Origin of the sequence: Vibrio sp. AH4, from assembly GCF_030710545.1 — a bacterium.
Lineage (GTDB): Bacteria > Pseudomonadota > Gammaproteobacteria > Enterobacterales > Vibrionaceae > Vibrio > Vibrio metoecus.
In genome coordinates this window covers 151,693-177,061 of record NZ_JALAIV010000001.1, presented here as the reverse complement: position 1 = coordinate 177,061, position 25,369 = coordinate 151,693, and the positions used below count along the sequence as shown (strand labels likewise).

General features: G+C 48.1%; 27 protein-coding genes. 21 read left to right on the top strand and 6 right to left on the bottom strand.

Annotation, left to right across the window (positions count from 1 at the left end; all coding sequences use genetic code 11):
• Positions 1-11 precede the first annotated feature (11 nt).
• Positions 12-554 (bottom strand): glycine cleavage system protein R, encoded by a 543-nt coding sequence (locus MKA69_RS00880; RefSeq protein ID WP_000191993.1) that lies wholly within the window; start codon positions 552-554, stop codon positions 12-14.
• A 276-nt stretch (positions 555-830) separates the two neighbouring features.
• On the opposite strand from MKA69_RS00880, the gene dapA reads away from it, so the two are divergent.
• A complete protein-coding gene (gene dapA / locus MKA69_RS00875; RefSeq protein ID WP_000491217.1) occupies positions 831-1,709 on the top strand; it encodes a 4-hydroxy-tetrahydrodipicolinate synthase in 879 nt (292 codons plus the stop codon).
• Between the two features lie 57 nt (positions 1,710-1,766).
• Entirely contained in the window at positions 1,767-2,786 is a 1,020-nt protein-coding gene (gene bamC / locus MKA69_RS00870) for an outer membrane protein assembly factor BamC (protein ID WP_000672774.1), read from the top strand.
• Between the two features lie 99 nt (positions 2,787-2,885).
• On the opposite strand, the gene MKA69_RS00865 is transcribed toward bamC, so the two are convergent.
• The 4 genes from MKA69_RS00865 to MKA69_RS00850 are packed head-to-tail and all read right to left on the bottom strand — an operon-like array spanning position 2,886 to position 5,274.
• Positions 2,886-3,098, bottom strand: a complete 213-nt coding sequence (locus MKA69_RS00865; RefSeq protein WP_305847365.1) for a DUF2897 family protein — start codon at positions 3,096-3,098, stop codon at positions 2,886-2,888.
• Between the two features lies 1 nt (position 3,099).
• Positions 3,100-3,774, bottom strand: coding sequence for a M15 family metallopeptidase (locus MKA69_RS00860; RefSeq protein WP_305847364.1), 675 nt, complete (start codon positions 3,772-3,774; stop codon positions 3,100-3,102).
• 2 nt (positions 3,775-3,776) lie between these two features.
• On the bottom strand, positions 3,777-4,910 hold the full coding sequence (dapE, locus tag MKA69_RS00855; protein WP_305847363.1) for a succinyl-diaminopimelate desuccinylase: 1,134 nt from the start codon (positions 4,908-4,910) through the stop codon (positions 3,777-3,779).
• Between the two features lie 16 nt (positions 4,911-4,926).
• A complete protein-coding gene (locus MKA69_RS00850) occupies positions 4,927-5,274 on the bottom strand; it encodes an ArsC family reductase (RefSeq protein WP_000181825.1) in 348 nt (115 codons plus the stop codon).
• Positions 5,275-5,519: 245 nt separating this feature from the next.
• Here MKA69_RS00850 and MKA69_RS00845 point away from each other — a divergent pair, with 245 nt between their 5' ends.
• Positions 5,520-5,807, top strand: coding sequence for a helix-turn-helix domain-containing protein (locus MKA69_RS00845; protein ID WP_000423625.1), 288 nt, complete (start codon positions 5,520-5,522; stop codon positions 5,805-5,807).
• A 47-nt stretch (positions 5,808-5,854) separates the two neighbouring features.
• Here the strand turns inward: MKA69_RS00845 and MKA69_RS00840 are convergent, their stop codons facing one another.
• Positions 5,855-6,211: a DUF2956 domain-containing protein gene (locus tag MKA69_RS00840; protein ID WP_000798563.1), complete on the bottom strand. Its 357-nt coding sequence runs from the start codon at positions 6,209-6,211 to the stop codon at positions 5,855-5,857.
• Positions 6,212-6,354: 143 nt separating this feature from the next.
• Between MKA69_RS00840 and MKA69_RS00835 the strand changes: the two genes are divergently transcribed.
• The 18 genes from MKA69_RS00835 (at position 6,355) to fliJ (ending at position 25,240) form a co-directional block, all read left to right on the top strand.
• Positions 6,355-6,819 carry a DUF2919 domain-containing protein gene (locus tag MKA69_RS00835; RefSeq protein ID WP_009355175.1) on the top strand — a complete coding sequence of 155 codons (465 nt, stop codon included), beginning with the start codon at positions 6,355-6,357 and terminating at the stop codon, positions 6,817-6,819.
• Between the two features lie 65 nt (positions 6,820-6,884).
• Positions 6,885-7,793: a Dyp-type peroxidase gene (locus MKA69_RS00830; protein ID WP_055032912.1), complete on the top strand. Its 909-nt coding sequence runs from the start codon at positions 6,885-6,887 to the stop codon at positions 7,791-7,793.
• Positions 7,794-7,916: 123 nt separating this feature from the next.
• The gene (locus MKA69_RS00825; protein ID WP_001251954.1) at positions 7,917-9,053 is read left to right on the top strand and encodes a flagellin; all 1,137 of its coding nucleotides are present in this window, start codon (positions 7,917-7,919) and stop codon (positions 9,051-9,053) included.
• A gap of 242 nt (positions 9,054-9,295) precedes the next feature.
• Positions 9,296-10,429: a flagellin gene (locus MKA69_RS00820; protein WP_055029940.1), complete on the top strand. Its 1,134-nt coding sequence runs from the start codon at positions 9,296-9,298 to the stop codon at positions 10,427-10,429.
• 238 nt (positions 10,430-10,667) lie between these two features.
• Positions 10,668-11,798, top strand: coding sequence for a flagellin (locus MKA69_RS00815; protein WP_095458643.1), 1,131 nt, complete (start codon positions 10,668-10,670; stop codon positions 11,796-11,798).
• A gap of 71 nt (positions 11,799-11,869) precedes the next feature.
• Positions 11,870-12,331 carry a flagellar protein FlaG gene (gene flaG / locus MKA69_RS00810; protein WP_000405328.1) on the top strand — a complete coding sequence of 154 codons (462 nt, stop codon included), beginning with the start codon at positions 11,870-11,872 and terminating at the stop codon, positions 12,329-12,331.
• A 21-nt stretch (positions 12,332-12,352) separates the two neighbouring features.
• The gene (fliD, locus tag MKA69_RS00805) at positions 12,353-14,359 is read left to right on the top strand and encodes a flagellar filament capping protein FliD (protein WP_000052027.1); all 2,007 of its coding nucleotides are present in this window, start codon (positions 12,353-12,355) and stop codon (positions 14,357-14,359) included.
• A gap of 1 nt (position 14,360) precedes the next feature.
• A complete protein-coding gene (locus MKA69_RS00800) occupies positions 14,361-14,666 on the top strand; it encodes a flagellar protein FliT (protein WP_009355174.1) in 306 nt (101 codons plus the stop codon).
• Positions 14,667-14,676: 10 nt separating this feature from the next.
• The gene (gene fliS, locus MKA69_RS00795) at positions 14,677-15,087 is read left to right on the top strand and encodes a flagellar export chaperone FliS (RefSeq protein WP_001214987.1); all 411 of its coding nucleotides are present in this window, start codon (positions 14,677-14,679) and stop codon (positions 15,085-15,087) included.
• Positions 15,088-15,319: 232 nt separating this feature from the next.
• On the top strand, positions 15,320-16,786 hold the full coding sequence (locus tag MKA69_RS00790) for a sigma-54 dependent transcriptional regulator (protein ID WP_055029941.1): 1,467 nt from the start codon (positions 15,320-15,322) through the stop codon (positions 16,784-16,786).
• A gap of 111 nt (positions 16,787-16,897) precedes the next feature.
• The gene (locus tag MKA69_RS00785; RefSeq protein ID WP_009355173.1) at positions 16,898-17,953 is read left to right on the top strand and encodes a PAS domain-containing sensor histidine kinase; all 1,056 of its coding nucleotides are present in this window, start codon (positions 16,898-16,900) and stop codon (positions 17,951-17,953) included.
• A gap of 2 nt (positions 17,954-17,955) precedes the next feature.
• Positions 17,956-19,392: a sigma-54 dependent transcriptional regulator gene (locus MKA69_RS00780; protein WP_055028010.1), complete on the top strand. Its 1,437-nt coding sequence runs from the start codon at positions 17,956-17,958 to the stop codon at positions 19,390-19,392.
• Between the two features lie 75 nt (positions 19,393-19,467).
• Positions 19,468-19,779, top strand: a complete 312-nt coding sequence (gene fliE / locus MKA69_RS00775; protein WP_032469616.1) for a flagellar hook-basal body complex protein FliE — start codon at positions 19,468-19,470, stop codon at positions 19,777-19,779.
• 15 nt (positions 19,780-19,794) lie between these two features.
• On the top strand, positions 19,795-21,537 hold the full coding sequence (gene fliF / locus MKA69_RS00770; protein WP_305847362.1) for a flagellar basal-body MS-ring/collar protein FliF: 1,743 nt from the start codon (positions 19,795-19,797) through the stop codon (positions 21,535-21,537).
• Positions 21,530-22,576, top strand: a complete 1,047-nt coding sequence (gene fliG, locus MKA69_RS00765; RefSeq protein ID WP_001030087.1) for a flagellar motor switch protein FliG — start codon at positions 21,530-21,532, stop codon at positions 22,574-22,576. The genes fliF and fliG overlap by 8 nt, the downstream gene beginning before the upstream one ends.
• Before the next feature lie 82 nt (positions 22,577-22,658).
• On the top strand, positions 22,659-23,459 hold the full coding sequence (gene fliH, locus MKA69_RS00760) for a flagellar assembly protein FliH (protein ID WP_305847361.1): 801 nt from the start codon (positions 22,659-22,661) through the stop codon (positions 23,457-23,459).
• Positions 23,460-23,462: 3 nt separating this feature from the next.
• On the top strand, positions 23,463-24,782 hold the full coding sequence (gene fliI / locus MKA69_RS00755) for a flagellar protein export ATPase FliI (protein WP_305847360.1): 1,320 nt from the start codon (positions 23,463-23,465) through the stop codon (positions 24,780-24,782).
• A gap of 14 nt (positions 24,783-24,796) precedes the next feature.
• Positions 24,797-25,240, top strand: a complete 444-nt coding sequence (fliJ, locus tag MKA69_RS00750) for a flagellar export protein FliJ (RefSeq protein ID WP_000367974.1) — start codon at positions 24,797-24,799, stop codon at positions 25,238-25,240.
• Positions 25,241-25,369 lie beyond the last annotated feature (129 nt).

The window sequence follows — 25,369 nt, the reverse complement described above, 5'->3', positions numbered from 1 at the left end:
GATCCCTTTGATTACTGACTATTTTTTATAAAATTAAGCGAACCTTGAACATCAAGTTCTTCACACAAGGCATCAAACTCTTCTTGCAGTTGCATCAGATTACAGCCGGAATCCACACGCGCTCCAATCGCAATGTGGAACTGATCTTGCTCACTGTGCAGCTTTTCCTTGCTGATGGTTTGTGCGCTGAGTGAGGCCATGCCGATTTGGCGTTGAGCGAAAAACTGAGTGAACTTTTCCGTGAGCCCCAATTTATCGTCAGACTCAACATACACCTCAACGGTATAAGCATGACTTTGATGATCATGAGGTGAAGTACGCTTCATCATAGTGATCAGATCATGTTGTTGACCTAGCAAGGGGAGTGTTGTCTCAACGCGAGTGATGCTGCTCGGGGATCCGGAGATCAACATCAGGAGAGTAAACTCCTTTCCAAACAAAGCAATACGGCTATCGATGATGTTGCAACCCGCTTGGGTAACCAATCGAACCACTTCATTACAAATGCCGGGTCTGTCGGTGCCCACGGCGGTGATCACAAGATGCTGGGTCATACTGTCACTTTTAAGATGATTTTTCGGGCATGTTAACACAGTTAAAGTATAGAAAAACCGTGAACAAACGCGTTTTTCCGTGCGATGCCCCTGAAAATGACGGTGGTTTGACACCCACTCGGCCGCGCTGTGTATAAAGACGATTCATCAAGATGCCGTTTTATGAGGGCGTCTTATCAATATTCATCCGCATGGCGATTTAAGCCCATTTCTCCGCTTGTCTTTTTTTAGCGCCATGCATTACCATGCTGAGAGTATCAGATTAGGGAGATAGACATGTTTTCAGGAAGTATCGTTGCGTTAATTACCCCATTTACTCCAGACGGAGAGGTCGACTATATCAGCCTGAAAAAGTTAGTCGATTTCCATGTTGATGCTGGAACCGATGCGATTGTGTCTGTCGGCACCACGGGTGAATCCGCCACGCTGACGGTCGAAGAGCACGTAAAGGTGGTTGCTAAAACGGTTGAGTTTGCTGAAGGCCGACTTCCGATTATTGCCGGAACGGGCGCTAATGCAACGCATGAAGCGGTTACATTCAGTCGTCTGCTCAATAACACCGGCATATCCGGTTATTTGAGTGTCACGCCCTACTACAATAAGCCGACTCAAGAGGGGCTGTTCCTTCACTATAATGCGATTGCGCAAGAAACCGACATTCCTGTGATTTTGTATAACGTTCCAGGACGTACGGCAGTCGACATGCGTCCAGAAACGGTGGCCCGTTTATCTGAAATCAAGAATATTGTGGCTTTAAAAGATGCAACAGGCGATCTCAGCCGCGTGGCAAAACACCTTGAAATGTGTAAGAAAGGGTTTGTGCTGCTCAGTGGTGATGACGCAACGGGTCTTGAGTTTGTGAAACTTGGTGGTCAAGGCGTGATTTCTGTGACCAACAACATCGCCGCTGCCGATATGGCGAAGATGATGCATTTGGCTCTGGAAGGCAAATTTGAAGAAGCAGAAATCATCAATCAACGTTTAATGACGCTGCACAAAAATCTGTTTATCGAATCCAGCCCAATCCCAGTGAAATGGGCTGCCCACAAAATGGGATTGATCACAAATGGTGATCTGCGTCTACCTTTGACCCAACTGTCGGAACAAGCGCGTCCAATCGTTGCCCAAGCACTGTCTGAAGCCTGTATTTATTAAGGCGCTATCTATTACAATGCCGGGGTCTGATAACCCCGGTCATTTTTAGGAGTTTCAATGAAGTTTTCTCGCCAGCTAGTTCTCGGTTCACTGGCTGTTTTGGTTTTAAGTGCTTGCTCCAGCAGCCCGACGCAGCGACGCCAAGCCAAAAACGATTTCGATTACCTCGAAACCACAGAATTTAAGCCTTGGGTATTACCACAAGGTTCCACGCCACAGTTCTACCCTAACTACGATATTCCCCAAGGTGATTTCCTCGGTGGTGTGGGGAGTACGGTCGATATTCGTCCTCCACAACAAGTGTTGGAGTTGATTCCAGGTGCTCGCGCAGAACGCCAAAATGGTGAAGTAACGCTGTGGATGGTGCGCCAAGATGAAGCCCAAAAAGTGTGGCAAACTGCACTGAATATGATCGCTGAGCGTAAGATTCCGCTACGTAAGCAAACCGATTCTATGGTTGAAACGGATTGGGTTGAGTGGGTTTCCGAAGATGAAGATGTCACCATCGGTAGCCGCTACGTAATGTCGATGGTGGAGAACAACAACCGTTACGGTTTCAAGATTTCACTGGTTGGTTGGCGTGAAAATGGCCAAGTGCAAACCGTCTCTGCCACCAATAAAGAGCGCTATAACGCCTTTATGACGAACTTGGTGACCACTCGTTATGATTCCGACATTCGTGCGGAAGCGGCGCGTCGTGCTCAAGAGTTGGTGAAGCAGATCCCGATCACCATGGGAGCAGACCGTAGTGGCTTCCCTGTGATTATCGCGCGTACACCTTATGATGTGTTGTGGCAACGTTTACCCGAGTTGCTGCCTAAGATGGGCTTTACCATTGAAGAACGTAACCAGTCGCAAGGTACCGTTAAAGCGAAATACGCTTCGCCGGATGATGATTTCTGGCAAGAGATTGGCGTAAAACCGATTGAGCTAAAATCAGGGACGTATACTTTCTTGTTTGGCGATTTGGGTAACCGTACTTCGATTAACGTGACTGACTCTTCAGGAAAACCGGTTAATGAAGCCCTGCTTAAAGAGATGGTTCCTGTACTCTCTGCGGTAGTGGATAAGAAGTAATGTGAAAGGGGGCGTTTTGATGCCCTCATTTCAAAACGAATAACAAAGTAAAAAGAAGGGATGCAATGGCATCCCTTCTTTTTTGAACTTCATCAGTGACTATGGCTTGTCTTCGGGTTCGGTCATTTGTTTGGATGTATCTTTAGACTGAGGATTGCGCTGCTTATCCAGTTCGTTTAATCGATCCAGTTCACTCTTTTTCCCCATTTGTCCTACTTTCATGTTGGCTGTGTATTTCAGCGCCGCAATATTGCCGACAATCACCGCCACCACAATGAACGAGATCACCCAAGGGTTAAACAATATCTCCATTTTATCCCTCACTAATATTGGTAATGAAGTGCTGATAAAGCTCCGGCAGCATCGTGAGAATCGTTGATTGACCTTCGATGTTAGCTTTGGAAAGTTGTTCACGCAGTCGCGGTTCAGTAAGCTCCGCAAGGCATTGTTGCGCGGTTACTTTATGGCTGATATGCCAAGGCTCAAAACCAACCCCTTGACCGTTCTGATAGGGCAGAAAAAAGCCAAACTCAGCAAGGTGAGCCTTTAGCCATAGGAAAAACTGACTTTGGTGACCAGTTAAGTATTCCCAAGGCTCAAGCAGTAGACTCGTATTTTCAGGCAAGGCATCTCGGTCGTAGACATCAAAATCGGTACCCCAATGATGGCGACTGGCGCCTGGTAAGGCTGACCAGCGTAAAATGGCCAGTATTTTTTCTGCCTCGCTTAATCTATCCACTGCGAAAGGTTGGCTTTGTTCATCTAAAATCGGCTTTTGGCCCGTCATCTTCTGATTCCAGATGGTTAACTGGCGTTCAAAAGGGCGAAAACCACTCGCAATGCACAAATTAAATCCAGCATCGTGCGCCGCTTGTTTGAGTGCCAACAAGTCGGCACTCACTTGCGGATGAACCTGAAATGCTTTTTGTCCTACCCAAACTGACACCAAATGGGTGCCAATTTGGCCGGTCAACTGCTCTGCCGTCATAGTTAGCCTAGAAGGTGATTTAAGGTTTTTTGGTACATGTCGGTCAATTTTTCCAAATCAGTAATCCGCACACATTCGTTAACTTTGTGAATGGTGGCATTAACGGGACCGAGCTCCACAACTTGCGCCCCCATTTGTGCGATAAAGCGACCATCGGATGTTCCGCCGGTCGTCAGGAGCGCAGGAGCTTGATGGTTGACTTCTTCAACAGCATCCACAACGGCGGCGAGCAGTTCACCAGCATCGGTTAAGAAAGGTTGACCACTGAGTGTCCATTTCAGGTCGTAATCCAATCCGTGAGCATCCAAAACCGAATGTACGCGGCGTTTGATCTCTTCATCGGTGAGTTCGGCGCTAAAACGGAAGTTAAATTGCACATCAAATTCCCCTGGGATCACGTTAGAGGCGCCAGTGCCAGCTTGCAAATTCGGGATTTGAAAGCTAGTGGGTGGGAAAAACGCGTTGCCTTCATCCCATGAAGTTGCGGCCAATTCAGCCAAGGCGGGTAGCGCTTGGTGTACTGGGTTATTGGCCAGATGCGGATAGGCCACATGGCCTTGAGTACCTTTGATTTTGAGATCTCCGGTGATAGAACCACGGCGGCCATTTTTCACCACATCACCTACTGCTAGGGTGCTAGATGGCTCCCCGACGATACACATATCGATCATCTCGTTACGTGCCATGAGAGTTTCCACTACGCGTACGGTGCCGTTGATGAAAGGACCTTCTTCATCAGAGGTGATCAAAAAGCCAATAGAACCTTGATGATCGGGATGCTCCGCGAGGAAGCGCTCAACCGCGACAATCATACAAGCCAGTGAGCCTTTCATATCCGCAGCACCACGTCCGTGCAAGAAATCATCAATCACCGTAGGTTCAAACGGTGGCGTATGCCACTGCGCTAGAGGGCCAGCAGGCACCACATCGGTATGGCCTGCAAAAACAAACAGAGGAGATTGTGTACCGCGGCGAGCCCAAAAATTGGTGGTGTCTTCAAACACCATGCTTTCAATTTCGAACCCAAGCGCTTTTAAGCGCGCAATCATTACATCTTGGCATCCTGCATCTGCAGGTGTGACCGATTGGCGGCTGATGAGATCTTTTGCCAGAGCCAGAACAGGGCTATCTGTCATCCTTGAAATCCTTGTATTAAGAGAAAAGAGCGCGGTACTGCGTATCGCTAAAGCCAAGATGGAGCGTATCTTGGCGCTGTAAAATCGGGCGTTTAATCATTGCCGGTTGGTCAACTAACAATGCCACGGCATTCTCGGCATTCAAAGTGGCTTTTTGTTCATCGCTGAGTTGGCGATAGGTGGTACCGCGTTTATTGAGTACCTGTTCCCAACCTAACTGATCACAAAACCGAGCAATAAGCTCAGGTGTGATGCCATCTTTACGATAATCGTGAAACTGATAGGGAACTCCCTCTTGTTCTAGCCACTTACGTGCTTTTTTAATCGTGTCGCAGTTAGGAATGCCATACAGAATGTTTGTCATGTTTATCCTTGCTTTTATTGAAGGGCTGAATGGATTGCTAGACGAAGCGTAGCTCGCTGCAACCTTGCTTATTGTGCGTTCAATCCTAACAGGAAGGGGCAGCAGAGACAAAAGTGTGATGTAGATATTTCACGCAAAGAAAAAATACCCCGTCAAGATAAATCGATTGGCAAGTTCTTGATCAAACGCAACACATAACACGGTAAAACGGAAATAATGAGCACAGCACACTTTAGGAGGTATCAATGGAACTGAGTCCTGTTTTTGCAAGGCGCCTGTATTTAGCTTTGTTAGTGGAAAGCCTTGAGCGACCCAATGTCCCTAAGCTCATCGAAAAAACGGGTTGGCCACGTCGCACCATTCAAGATGTGATTAAAGCCATGCCGGGTATCGGCATTGAATTAAATTTTGTTCAAGATGGTCGTCGACATAACGATGGCTACTACCAGCTCTCAGACTGGGGGCCCTTTGACAGTCAATGGGTGACTGAACGAAAAAAAGATATTGCGGAAAGTCTAGGATTTTGTGCATAAAGCCAGCATCGCTGGCTTTTTCTTTGTCCACATCATGTTGGTGCACATCAGCTGTTTTGCCACCACCAATAACTGATAAAGCCTACCCAACTGAGCACTAATAATATCCATGCGAGTTTGGCTTGATGGGTATGAGATACATCGTCTAGCTCCGATACATAGTCATCCGCTTCGTGGATTTCCTCCGTCGAGGATTGCTTGGCTTTTAACGCCTTTTTACGCAGTTTATCGGCTTGTCGATGTTTCTCTTTTTGCTGCTTCTTATACAGTGCAATCCCTTTTTCGATACCTTGGGTAATCAGTTTCGTCTGCTCTTTGGTTTGCCCTGGTCTTTGGGTGGCTTTGGCGATTTTCTGCGCCTCTTGTTGCGTTTGCTCAGAAGGTATTGGCGTGGAATTTTTCATTATCGGCTCGAATTAAAAAGCTTGAGGGCTAAGACTAGCATGTGATGCTTCAGTAAAAAATGGCGCTTCTCAAGAATTAGCAGTGGTCATTTGGATGAATTGCGCTAGAGTGGAAAGCCCGTGATTTATCAGTAGAGAACCCCGTGCGTTATTCGCTAGAACAGTATGATAGCCAAGGATTTTTAAAAGCGCCGCTATGGCTATGGCTAGGATGGCTGTTTCTTATTCGGGCTTGGGTCATGTTTGTGATGGCAGGAGTGAGCCGCGAACATGGTTCGCGTTTGCTGTCTTTAATCTATCCTGATCATTCGTTGCTTTATGTAGGATTGGCGATGGGCGTGCCTATTCTCAGCTTGATGTGGTTGATTACGTTGCGTAACTCACAACGTGGATGGGTCAACCGAATCGTGGCTCAAGGTCGTGCAATGACTTTGTTGACTGTCATCGGTCAGGCTATTCAAACGGCTTTCCATGTTTATTTGCAGCAGGGCGCATTTCACTGGGCGAATGCGCTAACGTTGGTCTTGCTGCTGTGGTTTGGCATTTATCTTGTACAGAGCCGCCACGTCAAAGACAGTTTACAAATCCCCGTGTTAGACAAGGTATGATCATCATCAACGTAGGGATTTAACTTTTTATTACACTGAGCAAAACCTAAAAGTGAGGACTCATTATGTTTAAGTCACAGACTGCAATCGTGCCGGAAGCTGGCCCATTTGCCCTGTACACACTGATTAAAGTTCGTCAAAACCACGCGAATGTTTTGCAAGCACTTAAAGCGCTGCCTGCGTTAGTTGAGGAAATCAATCAAAATCAGCCGGGAGCAGATCTGACGGTTTCTGTCGCGTTCAGCAAAGGTTTTTGGAGCCATTTTGAGATGGCGTCGCCACCAGAACTGATTGATTTTCCTGAGCTGGGTGAGGGCGAAACTCACGCGCCAAGCACGGATGTGGATGTGCTGATCCATTGTCACTCGACGCGCCACGACTTACTGTTTTATGCCCTGCGTAAAGGGATCAGTGATATCGCTGAAGATATTGAAGTGGTAGACGAAACCTACGGTTTCCGTTATTTAGATGCGCGCGACATGACCGGCTTTATCGACGGCACAGAAAACCCGAAAGCGGAGAAACGTGCAGAGGTTGCTTTGGTAGCCGATGGAGAATTTGCAGGTGGCAGTTATGTGATGGTGCAACGCTTTGTGCACAACCTGCCCGCGTGGAGCCGACTCAACTTAGCGGCACAAGAAAAAGTGATTGGCCGTACTAAGCCCGATTCTGTCGAGCTGGAGAATGTTCCGGCCGCTTCGCATGTGGGCCGAGTGGATATTAAAGAAGAAGGCAAAGGATTGAAGATTGTTCGTCACAGCCTGCCGTATGGTAGCGTGAGCGGCGATCACGGCCTACTGTTTATTGCTTACTGTCACACACTGCATAATTTCAAAACCATGCTGGAAAGCATGTATGGTGTGACCGATGGCAAAACAGACCAACTGCTGCGCTTTACCAAAGCTGTGACAGGGGCTTATTTCTTTGCGCCATCGCAAGTGATGTTGCAAACGCTAGAGCTGAAAAATCAGTAATGCAACACTGTTGCATATGTTTCATACAAAAGCCGAGCCCAGTGCTCGGTTTTTTGATTAAAGAAAACGCAGCTCGCACCGATAAAAGAACAAGTAAGCAATAGTGTAAGGAGTGCAGCAGCCATGGCCATGACGGTAAACACCAATGTGTCAGCGCTGGTAGCACAGCGACATCTTAATTCTGCGTCCGAGATGCTCAATCAATCTCTGGGGCGCCTTTCCTCTGGTAACCGTATTAACAGCGCCAAAGATGATGCTGCGGGACTACAGATCTCGAACCGTCTGGAAACGCAAATGCGGGGCCTCAGTATTGCTGTACGTAATGCCAACGATGGTATTTCGATCATGCAGACTGCAGAAGGGGCAATGCAGGAAACCACTCAACTATTGCAACGTATGCGCGACCTCTCTTTACAATCCGCGAATGGCTCGAATAGCGCCGCAGATAGAACCGCATTACAAGAGGAAATGGCCGCTTTAAATGATGAATTGAATCGAATTGCTGAAACCACCTCTTTTGCGGGGCGAAAACTGCTTAATGGTCAGTTTGTCAAAGCCAGTTTCCAAATTGGAGCCAGCAGTGGTGAGGCGGTACAGCTTTCACTGCGCAATATGCGATCCGACAGTTTGGATATGGGTGGCTTTAGTTATGTTGCCGCCGCAATGGCAGATAAAAAGTGGCAAGTCGCGAAAGGTAAGCAACAACTCAATATTAACTACGTCAATGCGCAAGGTGAGAATGAGAACATTCAGATCCAAGCCAAGGAAGGGGATGATATTGAGGAATTGGCCACTTATATTAACGGACAAACCGATAAAGTTTCGGCCTCCGTCAATGAAAAGGGGCAGCTCCAGCTTTACATCGCGGGGAAAGAAACCTCAGGAACCTTGGCGTTTGGTGGTAGCCTCGCCAATGAGTTACAACTTAACTTGTTGGGGTATGAAGCGGTGGATAATCTCGATATCAGCAGTGCAGGCGGCGCACAGCGTGCTGTTTCTGTCATTGATACGGCACTGAAATATGTCGATGGACACCGTTCTGAATTGGGTGCGATGCAAAATCGCTTTCATCATGCGATCAGCAATCTTGATAACGTGCATGAAAACTTGGCCGCGTCTAATAGTCGGATTAAAGATGCCGATTACGCCAAAGAAACCACACAAATGATTAAGCAGCAGATCTTGCAGCAGGTCAGTACATCTGTACTGGCTCAAGCGAAACGCCAGCCAAAATTCGTGTTGTTTTTGCTGCGTAACTAAAGAATAAGCCCACCTTATCGTCCGCCGTTGAGAAACCTTGAGTGCTAAAGTGCACTTTTTGTGCATTTTATGTGTTTGATGCCTAATTTATCGCCAAACAAACTTTTTTCTTAAAAAATCGAAAATTTTCCCTAAAGGATTTAAAAACCACGCCGTTATAAAAGGTAACTTTGAGAGAACTACTTTGGTTTTCCGAGACGTCGGAAACCGGATACATCGGAAAATCAATTGGAGAAATCACCATGGCAGTAAATGTAAATACCAACGTAGCAGCAATGACCGCTCAACGTTATTTGACTGGTGCAACTAACGCACAACAAACTTCAATGGAGCGTCTATCTTCAGGCTTTAAAATCAATAGCGCTAAAGATGATGCTGCAGGCCTACAAATTTCTAACCGCTTGAATGTACAAAGCCGCGGTCTGGATGTGGCAGTACGCAACGCGAATGATGGTATTTCAATTGCTCAAACCGCAGAAGGCGCGATGAATGAAACCACCAACATTCTGCAACGTATGCGTGATTTGTCACTGCAATCGGCAAACGGCTCAAACTCTAAAGCTGACCGCGTGGCCATCCAAGAAGAGATCACCGCGCTGAACGATGAATTGAACCGTGTGGCTGAAACCACCTCATTCGGTGGTAATAAACTACTGAACGGTACTTTCTCAACCAAGTCGTTCCAAATCGGTGCCGACAACGGTGAAGCGGTAATGCTGACCCTGAAAGACATGCGCAGTGATAACCGTATGATGGGTGGTACCAGCTACGTTGCGACTGAAAGCAAAGACAAAGACTGGAAAGTAGCCGCAGGTGCGAACGACATCACTTTCACGCTGAAAGACATCGACGGTCAAGACCAAACCATTACCGTTAATGCCAAAGAAGGCGATGACATCGAAGAAGTGGCGACTTACATCAACGGTCAAACCGACATGGTGAAAGCGTCGGTCAACGAGAAAGGTCAGCTACAAATCTTTGCTGGTAACAACAAAGTAACCGGTGATGTCGCATTCTCTGGTGGCCTAGCGGGTGCACTGAACATGCAAGCAGGTACTGGTGAAACGGTTGATACTATCGATGTAACTTCAGTAGGTGGCGCGCAACAATCTGTAGCGGTTATCGACTCTGCACTGAAATATGTAGATAGCCATCGCGCTGAACTGGGTGCGTTCCAAAACCGATTCAGCCATGCAATCAGCAACTTGGATAACATTAACGAAAACGTGAATGCTTCTAAGAGCCGTATCAAAGACACCGATTTCGCGAAAGAGACGACCGCTCTTACCAAATCGCAAATCCTGTCTCAAGCATCAAGCTCTGTGCTGGCCCAAGCCAAACAAGCGCCAAACGCCGCACTCAGCCTGTTGGGTTAATCACACCCACACCGCCAAAAAATCCAGCTTCGGTTGGATTTTTTATTACATCCGATTTCATTAATTCAGTGCCTAACTTCACGAAAGTGGAGGGGATTTTCTTTTTTCGAAAAAAAGCCTGAAATTTCTCTAAAGGATATTTATTTCTCGCCGTTACAGGATACGAGAGAAATGAGGTAAACCGACGTGAGGTGAGAGACACCGAGGTTTACCAACTTATCCGCCTAAGGAGATCAATATGGCAATTAATGTAAACACGAACGTGTCTGCCATGACCGCTCAGCGCTATCTAAATGGCGCTGCTGATGGCATGCAGAAATCGATGGAGCGTTTGTCGTCCGGCTATAAAATCAACAGTGCTCGGGACGATGCCGCAGGTCTGCAAATTTCTAACCGTTTAACATCGCAAAGTCGTGGTTTGGATATGGCGGTGAAAAACGCCAACGATGGTATTTCTATCGCCCAAACTGCTGAAGGGGCGATGAATGAAACGACCAACATCTTACAACGGATGCGCGACCTCTCGTTGCAATCCTCTAACGGTTCGAACTCCTCTTCTGAACGCCGAGCGATTCAAGAAGAAGTGTCCGCCCTCAATGATGAGCTAAACCGTATTGCAGAAACCACTTCATTTGGTGGTAACAAACTGCTCAACGGCTCCTTTGGTAACAAATCGTTCCAGATCGGTGCGGATTCCGGTGAAGCTGTCATGCTCAGCATGGGCAGTATGCGCTCGGATACCCAAGCAATGGGAGGCAGAAGTTACCGTGCTCAAGAGGGGAAGGCCGCAGACTGGCGCGTAGGCGCGGCAACCGACTTAACCCTGAACTACACTAATAAACAGGGTGAAGCACGTGAAGTAACCATTAATGCCAAACAGGGTGACGACTTAGAAGAGCTCGCGACCTACATCAACGGCCAAACGGATGACGTTAAAGCCTCTGTGGGTGAAAACGGCAAAATGCAGCTGTTTGCTTCATCGCAAAAAGTGAACGGTGATGTGACGATTGGCGGTGGACTGGGCGGTGAAATCGGCTTTGACGCCGGTCGTGATGTGACTGTGGCGAATATCGATGTTTCGACCGTTGCGGGTTCACAAGAAGCGGTTTCGGTATTGGACGGTGCACTGAAAGCGGTGGATAGCCAACGCGCTTCATTGGGTGCGTTCCAGAACCGATTCGGTCACGCGATCAGTAACTTGGATAACGTCAACGAGAACGTCAATGCGTCTCGCAGCCGTATCCGTGATACCGATTATGCTCGTGAAACCACGGCGATGACGAAAGCGCAGATATTGCAACAAGCGAGTACTTCTGTGTTGGCGCAAGCGAAGCAGTCACCATCTGCAGCTCTGAGCTTATTGGGGTAACCCTTTAAGCTCATTCGAGCTAGTAAGTAACTTGCAGTTAATGTTACTTATAAGGTGGAAGGGAGATTGTTATGGAAATACCATCCTACGCATCGAACATCCAGCCTTACGGCTCACAAAGTGGCATTAAAATTGCTTCAGAAAACGATAATGCAAAAAGCGTTTCGCTTTCAGGGGAGAACAGCCGCTCGGTTTCGCGTGCAGATAAATCATCTGAACACTTTTCTGAGCAGGCCAGGGCAAAGCAGCAAGAATCGGTTGATACGGCTATGGAGCATGCTAGGCAGCGCCAACGTCTCAACGAGGAGCAACTTGCCAAAATGGTGGATCAAATGAACGAGTTCGTGAAATCTATCAACAAAGGCCTGTCTTTCAGATTGGATCAAGAATCCGGGCGCGAGGTGGTTACCATCTACGAAGCTTCGACGGGTGATATCATTCGTCAAATCCCCGAGGAAGAGATGCTTGAAGTACTGCGTCGCCTTGCCCGTGAACAGGATCATCGATCCGGTTTACTGATGGCAAAGGTGTGAATGTGTTTTTGAGGTGATTGAATGAGTTTAGGCCCGATGGGGATGAATACTGGCTTTGATATCAATGGCATGGTCAGCAAAATTGTCAGTGCGGAGCGCGTACCCAAGCAGCAACGCATTGACAATGAGCGCACCAACATTGATACCAGTATCAGTGCCTATGGTCGGCTCAGAGAGTCGCTGGATACGATGAAAAATCTGATGACCCAGTTTCGTCAGGAGAAGGCTTTTGCTGTGCGCAAAGTCGATACCAGTGATGAAAAGGTTGTCTCCGCGACTGCCACCACGGAAGCGATCGCTGGCAACTATTCCGTCGATGTGTTGCAGCTTGCTCAAAGCCATAAAATTGCCTCTGAAGTGTTAGATAAAGATGCAAAGTTTGGCCCAGGCAAGCTGCAAATTTCATTGGGGGATAAAAGTTTTACGCTAGATGTACAAGCCAATTCCAAACTGGTTGATATTGTCCGTGGAATAAACGGTGAAAAGTCCAACCCGGGCGTGCGGGCCTCCATCATTAACGATGTGGAAGGGCCACGGCTGATTGTTGCCTCTAACGTATCGGGGAAAGACAACAGTGTAAAAATGTCGGCTCAAGCTGAGCCTGGCAATCCTCTCAAACAACTCGAATACAAAACGCTTGAGCAGCGGGTCCGCGATCTGGAAAAAGCACGTGCTCAAGCGCAGCAATTAATTAACCCACTGACACCTGAACAGCAGAAAGTAGCAGCGAAAGTTGCAGAAAAGATCGGCGATGCTGCACGGTTAGTGGATCAAGAAGTTGCACAAGAAATTCGCAATGCGGCACAAACGGCGCAAGGCGCTAACGCGACAGATACGGCTGCCAATGCCGGTGAACTCACCGATAATGCAGTTAAAGCGGCAGCCAGTGCGGCAAGTGAAGCAAAAAAATACCTCAAACCAGAAGACCGAATTCCAGGTTGGAGTGAAACGGCTTCCGGCACTTTACTCGATTCCTATTGGGAACCCGAGGAAGAACTCGATGCCAAAGGCAGTGAAAAAGCCTCAGATGTCCCAGGTTGGAGTAATACCGCATCTGGTACACTGCTCGATTCTTACGTGACGCCCAAAGAAGCGCAGCAAAAATTAGAGCAGAAACTGGCGCAAGAGAAAGCCGATATTGAAGCGGCAATTCGCAGCGGAAAAATGACCCCAGAAGAGGCTAAAGCTCAGGCACGAGCCAAGCTCAGCCCTGAAGAGCGTGCCTACATCGAGCAAGTCGAAAAAGCACAAGCCGCGCTCGATGCGGCGCAGACGGCGTTTGATGGCTATGGCGGCATGACAGAAGTGCAATCGGCGCAAGACTCCATGGTTGTACTGGATGGTGTTGCCACCTTATCAAGCAATAACAACATCATTGAAAATGCCATTGAAGGCGTAAACTTAACCCTCAAAGGCAAGACGGAGCGCAACCAAACTCCCGCCGAAATCGGCATTGAGTATGATCGCGATCGGGTGCGTACCGACATTGAACAGTTTGTGGCGGCCTATAACCAATTTTTCCAAACCAGCAAAGAACTGGCAGGGGTTGACCCTCGAACCGGGCAAGCAGGGCCACTAGCCGGAGACAGCATTGTACGCAGTGCCGACTCACGCTTAAAAACGGCTTTCTCGGCAAGCATCGAACAAGCACCAGATAACCTAAAATCATTGACGGAGTTCGGCATCACAACGACTCGACAAGGGACGTTGGAAATCAACTATGATATGCTCAACCGCCAGTTAAACAGTAACTTCACCAAGTTGGGTGATTTTTTTGGCGGTAATCAAGGCTTTGCCAAACGAGTCGAAGATGCCATTTCGAGCATGACGGGAGTGACTGGTTCCATCCGAACGCGCGAAAAAACTCTGACAGAGCAAACCTATCGACTGGATGATGATCAGCGCGCTTTAGATCGCCGCATGGACAGCTTAGAGAAGCGTACTCACGCGAAATTCAGCGCCATGCAAGATGCTACTGGGAAAATGCAATCCCAGCTTGCAGGCATGATGAATGCGTTAGGTGGTTAATGTGGAAGCACAACTGCAATATTTAAGTGATCTTGATCAACAAATAACAACTCTTCTGGCTGAAGATGATATTCATGCTGAAGATATTTTGCAGTTGGTCGATAACAGGGAACAGCTATTGCATAGCTTGTTAGGCTATTTAGCCGAGCACCCAGAATGGGCTCAATCCGATTTATGGCGCGAGGCAATTGGTAATACCCAACAACTTGTTGAACAGATGCAGTTAAAAACGGCGGCGATTGGTCAAACTCTTCATAAATATCGCCACGGAAATAAATCCGTTCAACAATACAAAAAGTTTTTATAAGAGGAAGACTATGCGTGGTTCTTTACAGGCGTACAAAAAAGTATCAGTGGATAGCCAGCTAAGTGCGGCCTCACCGCATAAAATAGTCCAAATGTTAATGGCGGGAGCCATTGAGCGTCTTATCCAAGGTAAGGCGGCAATGCAGCAGGGCAACATTCCACAAAAGGGCGAGCGCTTAGGTAAGGCGCTGGATATCATCATCAGCCTGCGCAGTTGCTTATCGATGGAAGATGGCGGCGATATCGCTAAAAATCTCGATCAACTGTATGACTTTATGGTCAACCAAATTACCCAAGCTAACCATAAAAATGATCCACAAATGCTGGATGACGTGATTGAGATCATTCGTGAAATAAAATCAGCTTGGGATCAAATTCCGCCTGAATTCCACAATTTGACCGCCGCTGAAGTGGGTATTTGATTTCCGTCAGGGAAACTTTTAACGGATATCACACCCAGCAAATGCTTGGTTGCCTTATTTGCCGATTTAAATAGAATAGAAGCCACTAACTAGCCAAGTGGCTTTTTTTGTTGCTGATTTCCACAAATTGTCTATCGTTTATTCAGGTTATATAACAAAAATGAATCACCTGAAAATGATGTTCAACGGGTGCAACCACAACTTCTTATAATAAAGGCAAATAATCTCACCTATGCAGAGTTTAGCGAAACTACTTGTGATTGAGGACGATGCCGCGATCCGGCTCAATCTCAGTGTTATTTTAGAATTTGTAGGAGAGCAGTGTGAGGTCATTGAGTCTACTCAGCTTGCCCAAGTCAATTGGTCTGCGGTGTGGGCGGGATGTATTTTAGGTTCGTTGCGTGGTCAAGCGCTTTCTCAAGAATTAATTCAATCTTTGACCAAAGCAAACCATATTCCGCTATTGATGGCGAATAAGCAGTCTTATTCCTTAGAAGAGTTTCCCAATTACGTTGGCGAATTAGATTTTCCTCTTAACTATCCACAGTTGAGTGAAGCACTACGCCACTGTAAAGAGTTTCTTGGACGTAAAGGCTTTCAAGTTCTTGCGACGGCACGTAAAAACACCCTGTTTCGTAGCCTTGTTGGGCAAAGCATGGGGATCCAAGAAGTTCGTCATCTGATTGAACAAGTGTCGACGACTGAAGCCAATGTCCTGATCCTCGGAGAATCGGGCACGGGCAAAGAAGTGGTCGCTCGCAATATCCACTACCACTCAGGACGCCGCAATGGCCCTTTTGTGCCGATTAACTGTGGAGCCATTCCTGCAGAACTGCTAGAAAGCGAACTGTTTGGGCATGAAAAAGGCGCATTTACGGGGGCGATTACCTCACGGAAAGGGCGTTTCGAACTGGCTGAAGGCGGCACGCTGTTTTTAGACGAAATTGGCGACATGCCAATGAGTATGCAGGTAAAACTGCTGCGCGTGTTACAAGAGCGCTGTTTTGAACGGGTGGGCGGTAATTGCACCATTAAAGCGAATGTTCGCGTGATTGCGGCGACACACCGCAACTTAGAAGAGATGATCGATGATCAGAAATTCCGTGAAGATCTTTACTATCGCTTAAACGTTTTTCCGATCGAAATGCCAGCTCTGCGCGATCGCATTGATGATATTCCTTTGCTACTGCAAGAATTGATGACGCGTATGGAGGCGGAAGGTGCGCAACCGATCTGCTTCACTCCTCGTGCTATCAATTCGATGATGGAACACGATTGGCCAGGGAATGTGCGTGAATTAGCTAACTTGGTTGAGCGTATGGTGATCCTCTATCCCAATAGTTTGGTGGATGTTAACCACTTGCCGACCAAGTACCGCTACAGCGATATTCCTGAATTCCAGCCTGAACCTAGCCGATTTAGCTCGGTTGAGGAGCAGGAGCGCGATGTTCTGGAAGGCATTTTTTCAGAAGATTTCAACTTTGAAGAGCCGCATGAGTTCGCAGCCGATATCGATGCGCCACAAGCGTTACCCCCTGAAGGGGTGAATCTGAAAGAGCTGTTGGCGGATCTAGAAGTGAATCTGATCAATCAAGCGTTAGAAGCGCAAGGTGGCGTTGTTGCGCGGGCGGCAGATATGCTGGGTATGCGGCGTACCACCTTGGTTGAGAAAATGCGCAAATACAACATGCAACGCTAAGAAAACCCATAGTCAATATATTGGCATTGGTAACATGTTGATTTTTAAATAAAATGGCTTGGCATGACTCTTGCGTGTCAAGCCATTGTTGCATTTTAAGACAGAGAGTGAATGATGAGCAGCGCAGTGCAAGAGCAGCATTCCCATTTGGACTCGTTAGAAGATCAAGTTGAGCGCTATAAACAAGTATTGGATGTGATGCCCGCAGGGGTCATTTTGCTTGATACTCAAGGCATCGTGCGTGAAGCCAACCCTGAAGCGCAGCGCTTGTTGGATGTCCCCTTGGTGGGAGAAAGATGGTATAGCGTGATCCAAATTGCGTTTGCACCTAGAGAAGATGATGGGCATGAAATCTCACTGCGTAATGGCCGTAAAGTCCGTTTGGCGATTTCAGCTTCAACCACAGGGCAGCTTATCCTCATCACCGATTTAACGGAAACACGGTTATTGCAGTCACGGGTCAGTGATTTACAACGGCTTTCTTCACTCGGTCGTATGGTCGCCTCTCTTGCACACCAAGTGCGCACGCCACTTTCCAGTGCCATGTTGTATGCCGCTAATCTTGCTGCACCAAATCTTCCGCCGGCAACGCGCGAGCGTTTTCAAAGCAAGCTTGTCGATCGGCTACATGATCTTGAAAAGCAAGTTAACGACATGCTGCTGTTTGCCAAAGGGGGCGATAATAAAGTGGTCGCACCTTTTTCAATTGGTGATCTGGCTTGCGAATTTATGCCGATGGTGGAAACGGCGCTAAAAAATAGCCAGATCGATTATGGCCAGGAAGTCGAAAGTGAAGAGACCATGCTTTTGGGGAACGCCAACGCATTAGCCTCTGCTCTCAGTAACTTAGTGATGAATGCGGTGCAAATTGCTGGCAAAGGCTCACAAATTGATGTGTTTTTCCGCCCCGTGAATGGTGAACTCAAAATTTCAGTGCAAGATAACGGCCCTGGAGTGCCTGAATCTTTGCAGCACAAAATTATGGAACCCTTTTTTACCACTCGCTCCCAAGGCACTGGCCTTGGCTTAGCGGTAGTGCAAATGGTGTGTCGCGCCCATGGTGGGCGATTAGAACTGATATCCAAGGAGGGGGAAGGTGCTTGTTTTACCATGTGCATTCCCCTTGAACGTCAGGTAGATAGCTCAAACTCAGAGACTGGAGAGTGAAGATGGCTCAAAGCAAAGTCTTAATCGTAGAAGATGATGAAGGTCTTCGCGAAGCATTGATCGACACCTTAGCTTTAGCGGGTTATGAGTGGCTAGAAGCCGATTGCGCGGAAGACGCTTTACTCAAACTCAAGTCTAACAGTGTGGATATTGTGGTTTCTGATGTGCAAATGGCTGGCATGGGCGGCTTAGCTCTGTTACGCAGTATCAAGCAGCATTGGCCGAACCTACCCGTGTTACTGATGACGGCCTACGCCAATATTCAAGATGCGGTTTCCGCGATGAAAGACGGTGCCATTGATTACATGGCAAAACCTTTTGCACCAGAAGTGCTGCTGAATATGGTCAGCCGTTATGCTCCGGTTAAATCCGATGACAATGGTGATGCGGTGGTCGCGGATGCCAAAAGCCTAAAACTGCTTGCCTTAGCAGAAAAGGTCGCGAAAACCGATGCTAACGTGATGATTTTAGGTCCCAGTGGTTCCGGTAAAGAGGTGATGTCGCGTTATATCCACAACGCATCACCGCGTAAAGAGGGGCCATTTATCGCGATAAACTGCGCGGCGATCCCTGACAACATGCTGGAAGCGACACTGTTTGGTTATGAAAAAGGCGCCTTTACGGGGGCGGTACAAGCCTGCCCCGGTAAGTTCGAACAGGCACAAGGCGGCACCATTTTACTTGATGAAATCAGTGAAATGGATCTGAACCTACAAGCTAAGTTACTGCGTGTGCTGCAAGAGCGTGAAGTGGAGCGCTTAGGTAGCCGTAAAAGCATCAAGTTGGATGTTCGTGTACTTGCCACCAGTAACCGTGACTTGAAACAGTATGTACAAGCGGGGAATTTCCGTGAAGATTTATACTATCGTCTGAATGTGTTCCCATTAACGTGGCCAGCCCTGTGTGAACGTAAAGACGACATTGAACCACTGGCGAATCATTTGATTGAACGTCACTGTAAAAAGTTGGGTTTACCCGTTCCGAGTATTGAACCTAATGCAGTGAATAAACTTTTGCATTATTCTTGGCCGGGCAATGTACGTGAATTGGATAATGTGGTGCAGCGAGCGCTGATTTTAAGCGAGAACGGCCATATTACGAGTGAGCACATTTTGCTTGAAGGCGTAGATTGGCATGACGCCAGCAGCCTACAACAAGTCGTCGCGGGTGAATCGGTTGCCGCTCCGCAAATTAAACCGGTAGCTGAGCCTGAAGTGTTTAAACCTTTGGTTCAAGGCTCCAGTGTGCAGAGTACGGGAACGCCAAGTTCAGGATTGGGGGGGGAACTCCGCGATCAAGAGTTTGCGATCATTCTTGATACCTTGGCCGAATGTCAGGGGCGTCGTAAAGAGATGGCTGAGAAGCTTGGTATCAGCCCACGAACCTTGCGTTATAAGCTCGCTAAAATGCGTGATGCTGGAATTGATATCCCAGGATGAGGGCATGGCATATAAATTGCTCTTTAGAGTTAGGAATGGAAATTTTGAGTCAAAGAATTGGCATCAGAGGTAGCAATGAGACTTGACGGTTTAAACAGCGAAATGCAAGCGATGATGTTCGAAGCGATGAACACTCAACCCGCATCAACAGGTCAGAAAGTTGGCGCAGACTTTAGCGCAATGCTGAATAACGCGATCAACAACGTGAACGGCCTACAAAAGACCTCAAGCGATTTGCAAATGCGCTTTGATCGTGGCGATGAAGGCGTCTCTCTTTCCGACGTGATGATCGCCCGCAATAAGTCGAGTGTGGCGTTTGAAGCCACCATTCAAGTACGTAACAAATTGGTAGAAGCGTACAAAGAATTGATGAACATGCCAGTATAACTTGGGTAGCAAATTGTGGCTGATGATAAACAAACAACCGATCTTGCGTTGACCAACAGTAGTGGTGAGCACGCCTTAATGGCGAGCTCGGACCTTGACCACGATACGCAAAATCCAGACATCAACGAAAAAAGCAGCAAAATGGACTTTACCGTTGGTGATCTCGATTTATTGCGCCAAGTGGTACTGGTGCTCTCCATTTCTATCTGTGTTGCGCTCATCGTTATGTTGTTCTTCTGGGTTCGTGAACCGGATATGCGTCCACTTGGTGCGTATGAAACCGAAGAATTGATCCCAGTACTGGATTATCTCGATCAGCAAAAACAGCAATACAAACTCGACGGTAACACCATTTTGGTGCCGGTGAGTGATTACAACAGCCTGAAATTGTCCATGGTGCGTGCTGGATTAAACCAAGAGCGCCAAGCGGGCGATGAAATACTAATGCAAGACATGGGGTTTGGTGTTTCACAACGCTTGGAACAAGAGCGCTTGAAACTGAGTCGTGAGCGTCAATTGGCAAAAGCCATTGAAGAAATGCGCCAGATAAACAAAGCTCGCGTTCTGCTCGCGCTGCCTAAACAGAGTGTCTTCGTACGCCAAAACCAAGAAGCCTCAGCTTCGGTTTTTCTCAGTTTGCGTACGGGCGCTAACCTCAAACAAGAAGAAATTGATGCGGTGGTCGATATGGTGGCCAGTGCGGTACCCGGTATGAAACCGAGCCGTGTCACCGTGACCGATCAACATGGTCGCTTGCTCAGCTCAGGCTCACAAGATCCGGTATCGGCTGCCCGCCGTAAAGAACAAGAGTTAGAAAAGCAGCAAGAAGAGGCGTTACGCGGAAAAATTGACTCGGTGTTGATCCCGATTTTGGGTTTAGGTAACTACACCGCTCAGGTGGATATTGAGCTTGATTTCAGCGCAGTTGAACAAACTCGTAAAGTGTTTGATCCCAATACTCCGGCGACACGCAGTGAGTACACGTTAGAAGATTTCAACAACGGTAATGTGGTGGCAGGTGTTCCTGGTGCGCTCAGCAACCAACCTCCAGCCGATGCATCAATTCCACAAGATGTCGCGCAGATGAAAGATGGCTCGGTACTTGGCCAAGGCTCTGTACACAAAGAAGCCACGCGCAACTTCGAACTCGATACCACTATTAGCCACGAACGTAAACAATCGGGTGTCGTGAATCGCCAAACCGTCGCTGTAGCAGTGAAAAGCCGTTCGAGTGTTAATCCAGATACGGGTGAAGTCACTTACACCCCATTGAGTGAAGCTGAAATCAACTCGATTCGTCAGATCCTGATCGGCACGGTAGGCTATAGTGAAAATCGTGGGGATTTACTGAATGTGTTAAGCATGCCATTTGCTGAGCCGGAAGTAGAACAGATTGCGGATGTGCCAATCTGGGAGAATCCAAACTTCAACGACTGGGTTCGTTGGCTAGCCAGTGCGCTTGTGATCATCATTGTGGTGTTGGTCTTGGTACGCCCAGCGATGAAAAAACTTATCAACCCAACCGCAGATTCGGACGAACAAATGTATGGTCCGGACGGTATGCCTATCGGAGCGGATGGTGAAACTAGCTTGATCGGTAGCGAAATCGACAGTGGTGAATTGTTCGAATTTGGTTCCGGCATTGACCTGCCTAATCTCCACAAAGATGAGGACGTACTGAAAGCGGTGCGTGCTTTGGTGGCAAACGAGCCAGAACTCGCGGCTCAAGTGGTGAAGAACTGGATGCAAAATGGCTAAAGATAATAAAGATGGTGGAGAAGTGGTTGAGTCAACCATTGACATCAGTGAGATCCCGGGTGATGAAAAAGCCGCGATTCTTCTGCTCAGCCTCAATGAAGAAGATGCCGCTGGCATTATTCGTCACCTTGAACCTAAACAGGTTCAGCGTGTGGGTAGCGCCATGGCGCGTGCCAAAGACTTAAGTCAAACCAAAGTGTCAGCGGTACATCGCGCCTTTTTGGAAGACATTCAGAAATACACCAACATCGGTATGGGCAGCGAAGACTTCTTACGTAATGCCTTGGTGGCGGCGTTGGGGGCGGATAAAGCCAATAACTTGGTGGATCAAATTCTGCTTGGTACGGGTTCTAAAGGTTTGGATTCCCTTAAATGGATGGATCCACGTCAGGTGGCGAGCATTATTGTTAACGAGCACCCGCAGATCCAAACCATCGTACTGTCCTACCTTGAGCCGGATCAATCGGCGGAAATCTTGGCGCAGTTCGCAGAGCGTGACCGTCTTGATTTGTTGATGCGTATCGCCAACTTGGAAGAGGTACAACCTTCTGCACTGGCCGAGTTGAACGAAATCATGGAGAAACAGTTTGCGGGTCAAGCTGGCGCGCAAGCCGCCAAAATTGGTGGCTTGAAAGCGGCTGCCGATATCATGAACTACCTGGACAACAACATCGAAAGCGTGTTGATGGATCAGATGCGCGAACAAGACGAGGATTTGGCGACCCAAATCCAAGATTTGATGTTCGTGTTCGAAAACTTGGTCGAAGTCGACGATCAAGGCATCCAAAAATTGCTGCGTGACGTGCCACAAGACGTCTTGCAAAAAGCCCTCAAAGGGGCCGACGATGCACTGCGTGAGAAAATCTTCAAGAACATGTCGAAGCGTGCTGCTGAGATGATGAAAGACGATCTGGAAGCGATGCCACCGATCAAAGTATCGGATGTGGAAACCGCACAGAAAGAGATCTTGGCGATTGCTCGTCGCATGGCCGATAACGGCGAAATCATGCTAGGCGGCGGTGCTGACGAATTCTTGTAATCGATACGGGTCGGCGTAAGCCGATCCGTTTCACATCGATAGGTTTATTGACCTTAAACTTGCTGCATGATTAAGGATCACAATGTCTGGTGAAAGAAAGCGCGGTTTTATTCGCCCAGGCGCAGACGATGCGACTGTCACTCCTCAACGTTGGGGACTACCTGATTACGGTGCTGAGAGCCATAAAGCGGCAAAGCAGACCGCCTTCAACTACGATCCGGGTTGGATTCCCAATTTTGATGAACCCGATCTGGAAGTCGAACACGAATTAACTGAAGAAGAAATTGCGTTGATCCGTACTGCGGCTCAGCAAGAAGGTTTTGAGCAAGGCCATGCGGAGGGTTATCAGCAAGGTCTTGAGCAAGGCAAAGCGGAAGGGTTCCAAACCGGACATCAAGAAGGTCAGACGCAAGGCTACCAAGACGGGATTGCCGAAGGACAAGCCTTGATACAAGAGCATGTCAAAAACTTTATGGCGCTGGCGAATCAGTTTGCCCAGCCCCTTGATCTGCTCAATGCGCAAGTGGAAAAGCAGTTGGTGGATATGGTACTCGCGCTCACCAAAGAAGTGGTGCACGTGGAAGTGCAAACCAATCCGCAAGTGATCCTTGATACCGTGAAAGCTTCTGTTGAGTCGTTGCCGATTGCTGGCCACGCGATTACCCTCAAACTCAATCCTGAAGATGTCGAGATCATTCGCCAAGCGTATGGCGAACAAGAAATCGAAACCCGCAACTGGACTCTACTCAGCGAGCCGGCGTTAAGTCGCGGCGATGTGCAGATTGAAGCGGGAGAATCGAGTGTTAGCTACCGAATGGAAGAGCGGATTCGTAGTGTACTGAAAAGCTTCTGCGGTATTAACCGCCATCATCCGGGAGAGTAAGCGATGTTGGCTTTAGCGGATCGTCTTGCCCAGTATAAAGTCGAAGGACATACCACCAGACCCATGGCTTCAGGCAAACTGGTGCGTGTGGTCGGCCTCACGTTGGAGGCCACTGGCTGCAAGGCGCCAGTGGGCAGTTTGTGTAAAGTACAAACCATGACGGGGGAAATGGAAGCCGAGGTGGTCGGGTTTTCGGGTGAGAATCTTTTTCTCATGCCAAGCGAACAGATCATCGGTGTCCTACCGGGAGCTAAAGTTACGCCGATTACGTCTGAATCGGGTTTACCCGTGGGAATGGAGCTGCTCGGTCGAGTGATTGACGGTGTTGGCAATCCGCTTGATGGTCTTGGCTCGATTTACACCGAACAACGCGCTTCCTTGAATGCCGCACCGATTAACCCACTGGCGCGTAAACCAATCAGCGAGCCTTTGGATGTTGGGCTTAAAGCCATTAACGGTTTACTGACGGTCGGCAAAGGACAGCGGATTGGCTTGTTTGCAGGCTCCGGTGTGGGTAAATCGGTCACGCTCGGCATGATGACCCGAGGTACTACCGCGCAAGTCGTCGTGGTTGGGTTGATTGGTGAACGGGGACGCGAAGTGAAAGAATTTATCGAAGAGATCCTCGGGGTTGATGGGCGTCAGCGTTCGGTTGTCGTCGCGGCTCCCGCCGATTCATCACCATTGATGCGTTTAAAAGGCTGCCAAACCGCTCTGACTATTGCTGAATATTTCCGAGACCAAGGCTTAGATGTTCTTCTGCTGATGGATTCGTTAACCCGTTTTGCCCAAGCGCAGCGGGAAATTGCTTTGTCGGTCGGTGAGCCACCCGCTACCAAAGGTTATCCGCCTTCCGTGTTTGCTAAACTTCCAGCTCTCGTTGAGCGAGCTGGGAACGGTGGTCCACATCAGGGATCCATTACGGCTTTCTTCACAGTATTAACCGAAGGGGATGACTTACAAGATCCGATCGCTGATGCTTCACGTGCGATTCTGGATGGTCACATTGTCCTGTCTCGTGAAATGGCCGATGCGGGGCATTATCCCGCGATTGATGTCGAAAAATCCGTCAGTCGGGTCATGCCACAGATCACCACCGATGAACATCTACTGATGTCTAAAGCCGTGCGGCAAATTCTCTCGGTCTGTCGTAAGAACCAAGATTTGGTATCGATTGGGGCTTATAAGCCGGGGACCGATAAGGCGATTGATGCGGCTTTCACCCTCAAGCCTAAGTTGGATCAGTATTTGCAGCAGGGAATGAAAGAAACAGTGCCTTATGACATGTGCGTTAATATGCTGCGCCATGTGCTCAGTTCATAGCTCGGAGCCGTTGAATGGATAACGCGTTAGATTTTCTGCTTGAGCAAGCTCAAGAAGGGGAAGACAAAGCCGTATTAGCACTCAGCAAAGCGCGTAGCGAGCTAGAGAGTTATTACCATCAGTTACGCCAAATTGAGCAGTACCGTTTGGAGTATTGCCAGCAGTTGGTGGAGCGCGGTCAATCGGGTTTAACGGCCAGCCAGTATGGTCACCTCAATCGCTTCCTGACTCAGCTTGATGAAACCTTAGCCAAACAGAAAAGTGCCGAGCAGCACTTCCGTCTACAAGTCGAAAACTGTGAACAACACTGGCTGAGCATGCGCCAAAAGCGTAAGTCGTATCAATGGCTGCTTGAGAAAAAACAGTCGGAGCGTCAGCTGCTTCAGGAAAAACGTGAGCAGAAACAGATGGATGAGTTTTCAACGCTGATGTTCAACCGCCGACGTCTTTCCTCTTAATGTTCGTGCCAGCATCGCGCTGCCATCTTCTTCCTCTATTCCTTCGTTATAAACAGGCTATTTGGCGTATTTCTTGCTAGGTTTCCTGTAAAGGGGATAAATTCCCCATGGTTACCGATGAGTTGAACA

Excerpts from the sequence above, each read along its gene's own strand:
- MKA69_RS00880 (WP_000191993.1), bottom strand. The coding sequence starts at position 554 with ATGACCCAGCATCTTGTGATCACCGCCGTGGGCACCGACAGACCCGGC.
- dapA (WP_000491217.1), top strand. The coding sequence starts at position 831 with ATGTTTTCAGGAAGTATCGTTGCGTTAATTACCCCATTTACTCCAGAC.
- bamC (WP_000672774.1), top strand. The coding sequence starts at position 1,767 with ATGAAGTTTTCTCGCCAGCTAGTTCTCGGTTCACTGGCTGTTTTGGTT.
- MKA69_RS00865 (WP_305847365.1), bottom strand. The coding sequence starts at position 3,098 with ATGGAGATATTGTTTAACCCTTGGGTGATCTCGTTCATTGTGGTGGCG.
- MKA69_RS00860 (WP_305847364.1), bottom strand. The coding sequence starts at position 3,774 with ATGACGGCAGAGCAGTTGACCGGCCAAATTGGCACCCATTTGGTGTCA.
- dapE (WP_305847363.1), bottom strand. The coding sequence starts at position 4,910 with ATGACAGATAGCCCTGTTCTGGCTCTGGCAAAAGATCTCATCAGCCGC.
- MKA69_RS00850 (WP_000181825.1), bottom strand. The coding sequence starts at position 5,274 with ATGACAAACATTCTGTATGGCATTCCTAACTGCGACACGATTAAAAAA.
- MKA69_RS00845 (WP_000423625.1), top strand. The coding sequence starts at position 5,520 with ATGGAACTGAGTCCTGTTTTTGCAAGGCGCCTGTATTTAGCTTTGTTA.
- MKA69_RS00840 (WP_000798563.1), bottom strand. The coding sequence starts at position 6,211 with ATGAAAAATTCCACGCCAATACCTTCTGAGCAAACGCAACAAGAGGCG.
- MKA69_RS00830 (WP_055032912.1), top strand. The coding sequence starts at position 6,885 with ATGTTTAAGTCACAGACTGCAATCGTGCCGGAAGCTGGCCCATTTGCC.
- MKA69_RS00825 (WP_001251954.1), top strand. The coding sequence starts at position 7,917 with ATGGCCATGACGGTAAACACCAATGTGTCAGCGCTGGTAGCACAGCGA.
- MKA69_RS00820 (WP_055029940.1), top strand. The coding sequence starts at position 9,296 with ATGGCAGTAAATGTAAATACCAACGTAGCAGCAATGACCGCTCAACGT.
- MKA69_RS00815 (WP_095458643.1), top strand. The coding sequence starts at position 10,668 with ATGGCAATTAATGTAAACACGAACGTGTCTGCCATGACCGCTCAGCGC.
- flaG (WP_000405328.1), top strand. The coding sequence starts at position 11,870 with ATGGAAATACCATCCTACGCATCGAACATCCAGCCTTACGGCTCACAA.
- fliD (WP_000052027.1), top strand. The coding sequence starts at position 12,353 with ATGAGTTTAGGCCCGATGGGGATGAATACTGGCTTTGATATCAATGGC.
- fliS (WP_001214987.1), top strand. The coding sequence starts at position 14,677 with ATGCGTGGTTCTTTACAGGCGTACAAAAAAGTATCAGTGGATAGCCAG.
- MKA69_RS00790 (WP_055029941.1), top strand. The coding sequence starts at position 15,320 with ATGCAGAGTTTAGCGAAACTACTTGTGATTGAGGACGATGCCGCGATC.
- MKA69_RS00785 (WP_009355173.1), top strand. The coding sequence starts at position 16,898 with ATGATGAGCAGCGCAGTGCAAGAGCAGCATTCCCATTTGGACTCGTTA.
- MKA69_RS00780 (WP_055028010.1), top strand. The coding sequence starts at position 17,956 with ATGGCTCAAAGCAAAGTCTTAATCGTAGAAGATGATGAAGGTCTTCGC.
- fliE (WP_032469616.1), top strand. The coding sequence starts at position 19,468 with ATGAGACTTGACGGTTTAAACAGCGAAATGCAAGCGATGATGTTCGAA.
- fliG (WP_001030087.1), top strand. The coding sequence starts at position 21,530 with ATGGCTAAAGATAATAAAGATGGTGGAGAAGTGGTTGAGTCAACCATT.
- fliH (WP_305847361.1), top strand. The coding sequence starts at position 22,659 with ATGTCTGGTGAAAGAAAGCGCGGTTTTATTCGCCCAGGCGCAGACGAT.
- fliI (WP_305847360.1), top strand. The coding sequence starts at position 23,463 with ATGTTGGCTTTAGCGGATCGTCTTGCCCAGTATAAAGTCGAAGGACAT.
- fliJ (WP_000367974.1), top strand. The coding sequence starts at position 24,797 with ATGGATAACGCGTTAGATTTTCTGCTTGAGCAAGCTCAAGAAGGGGAA.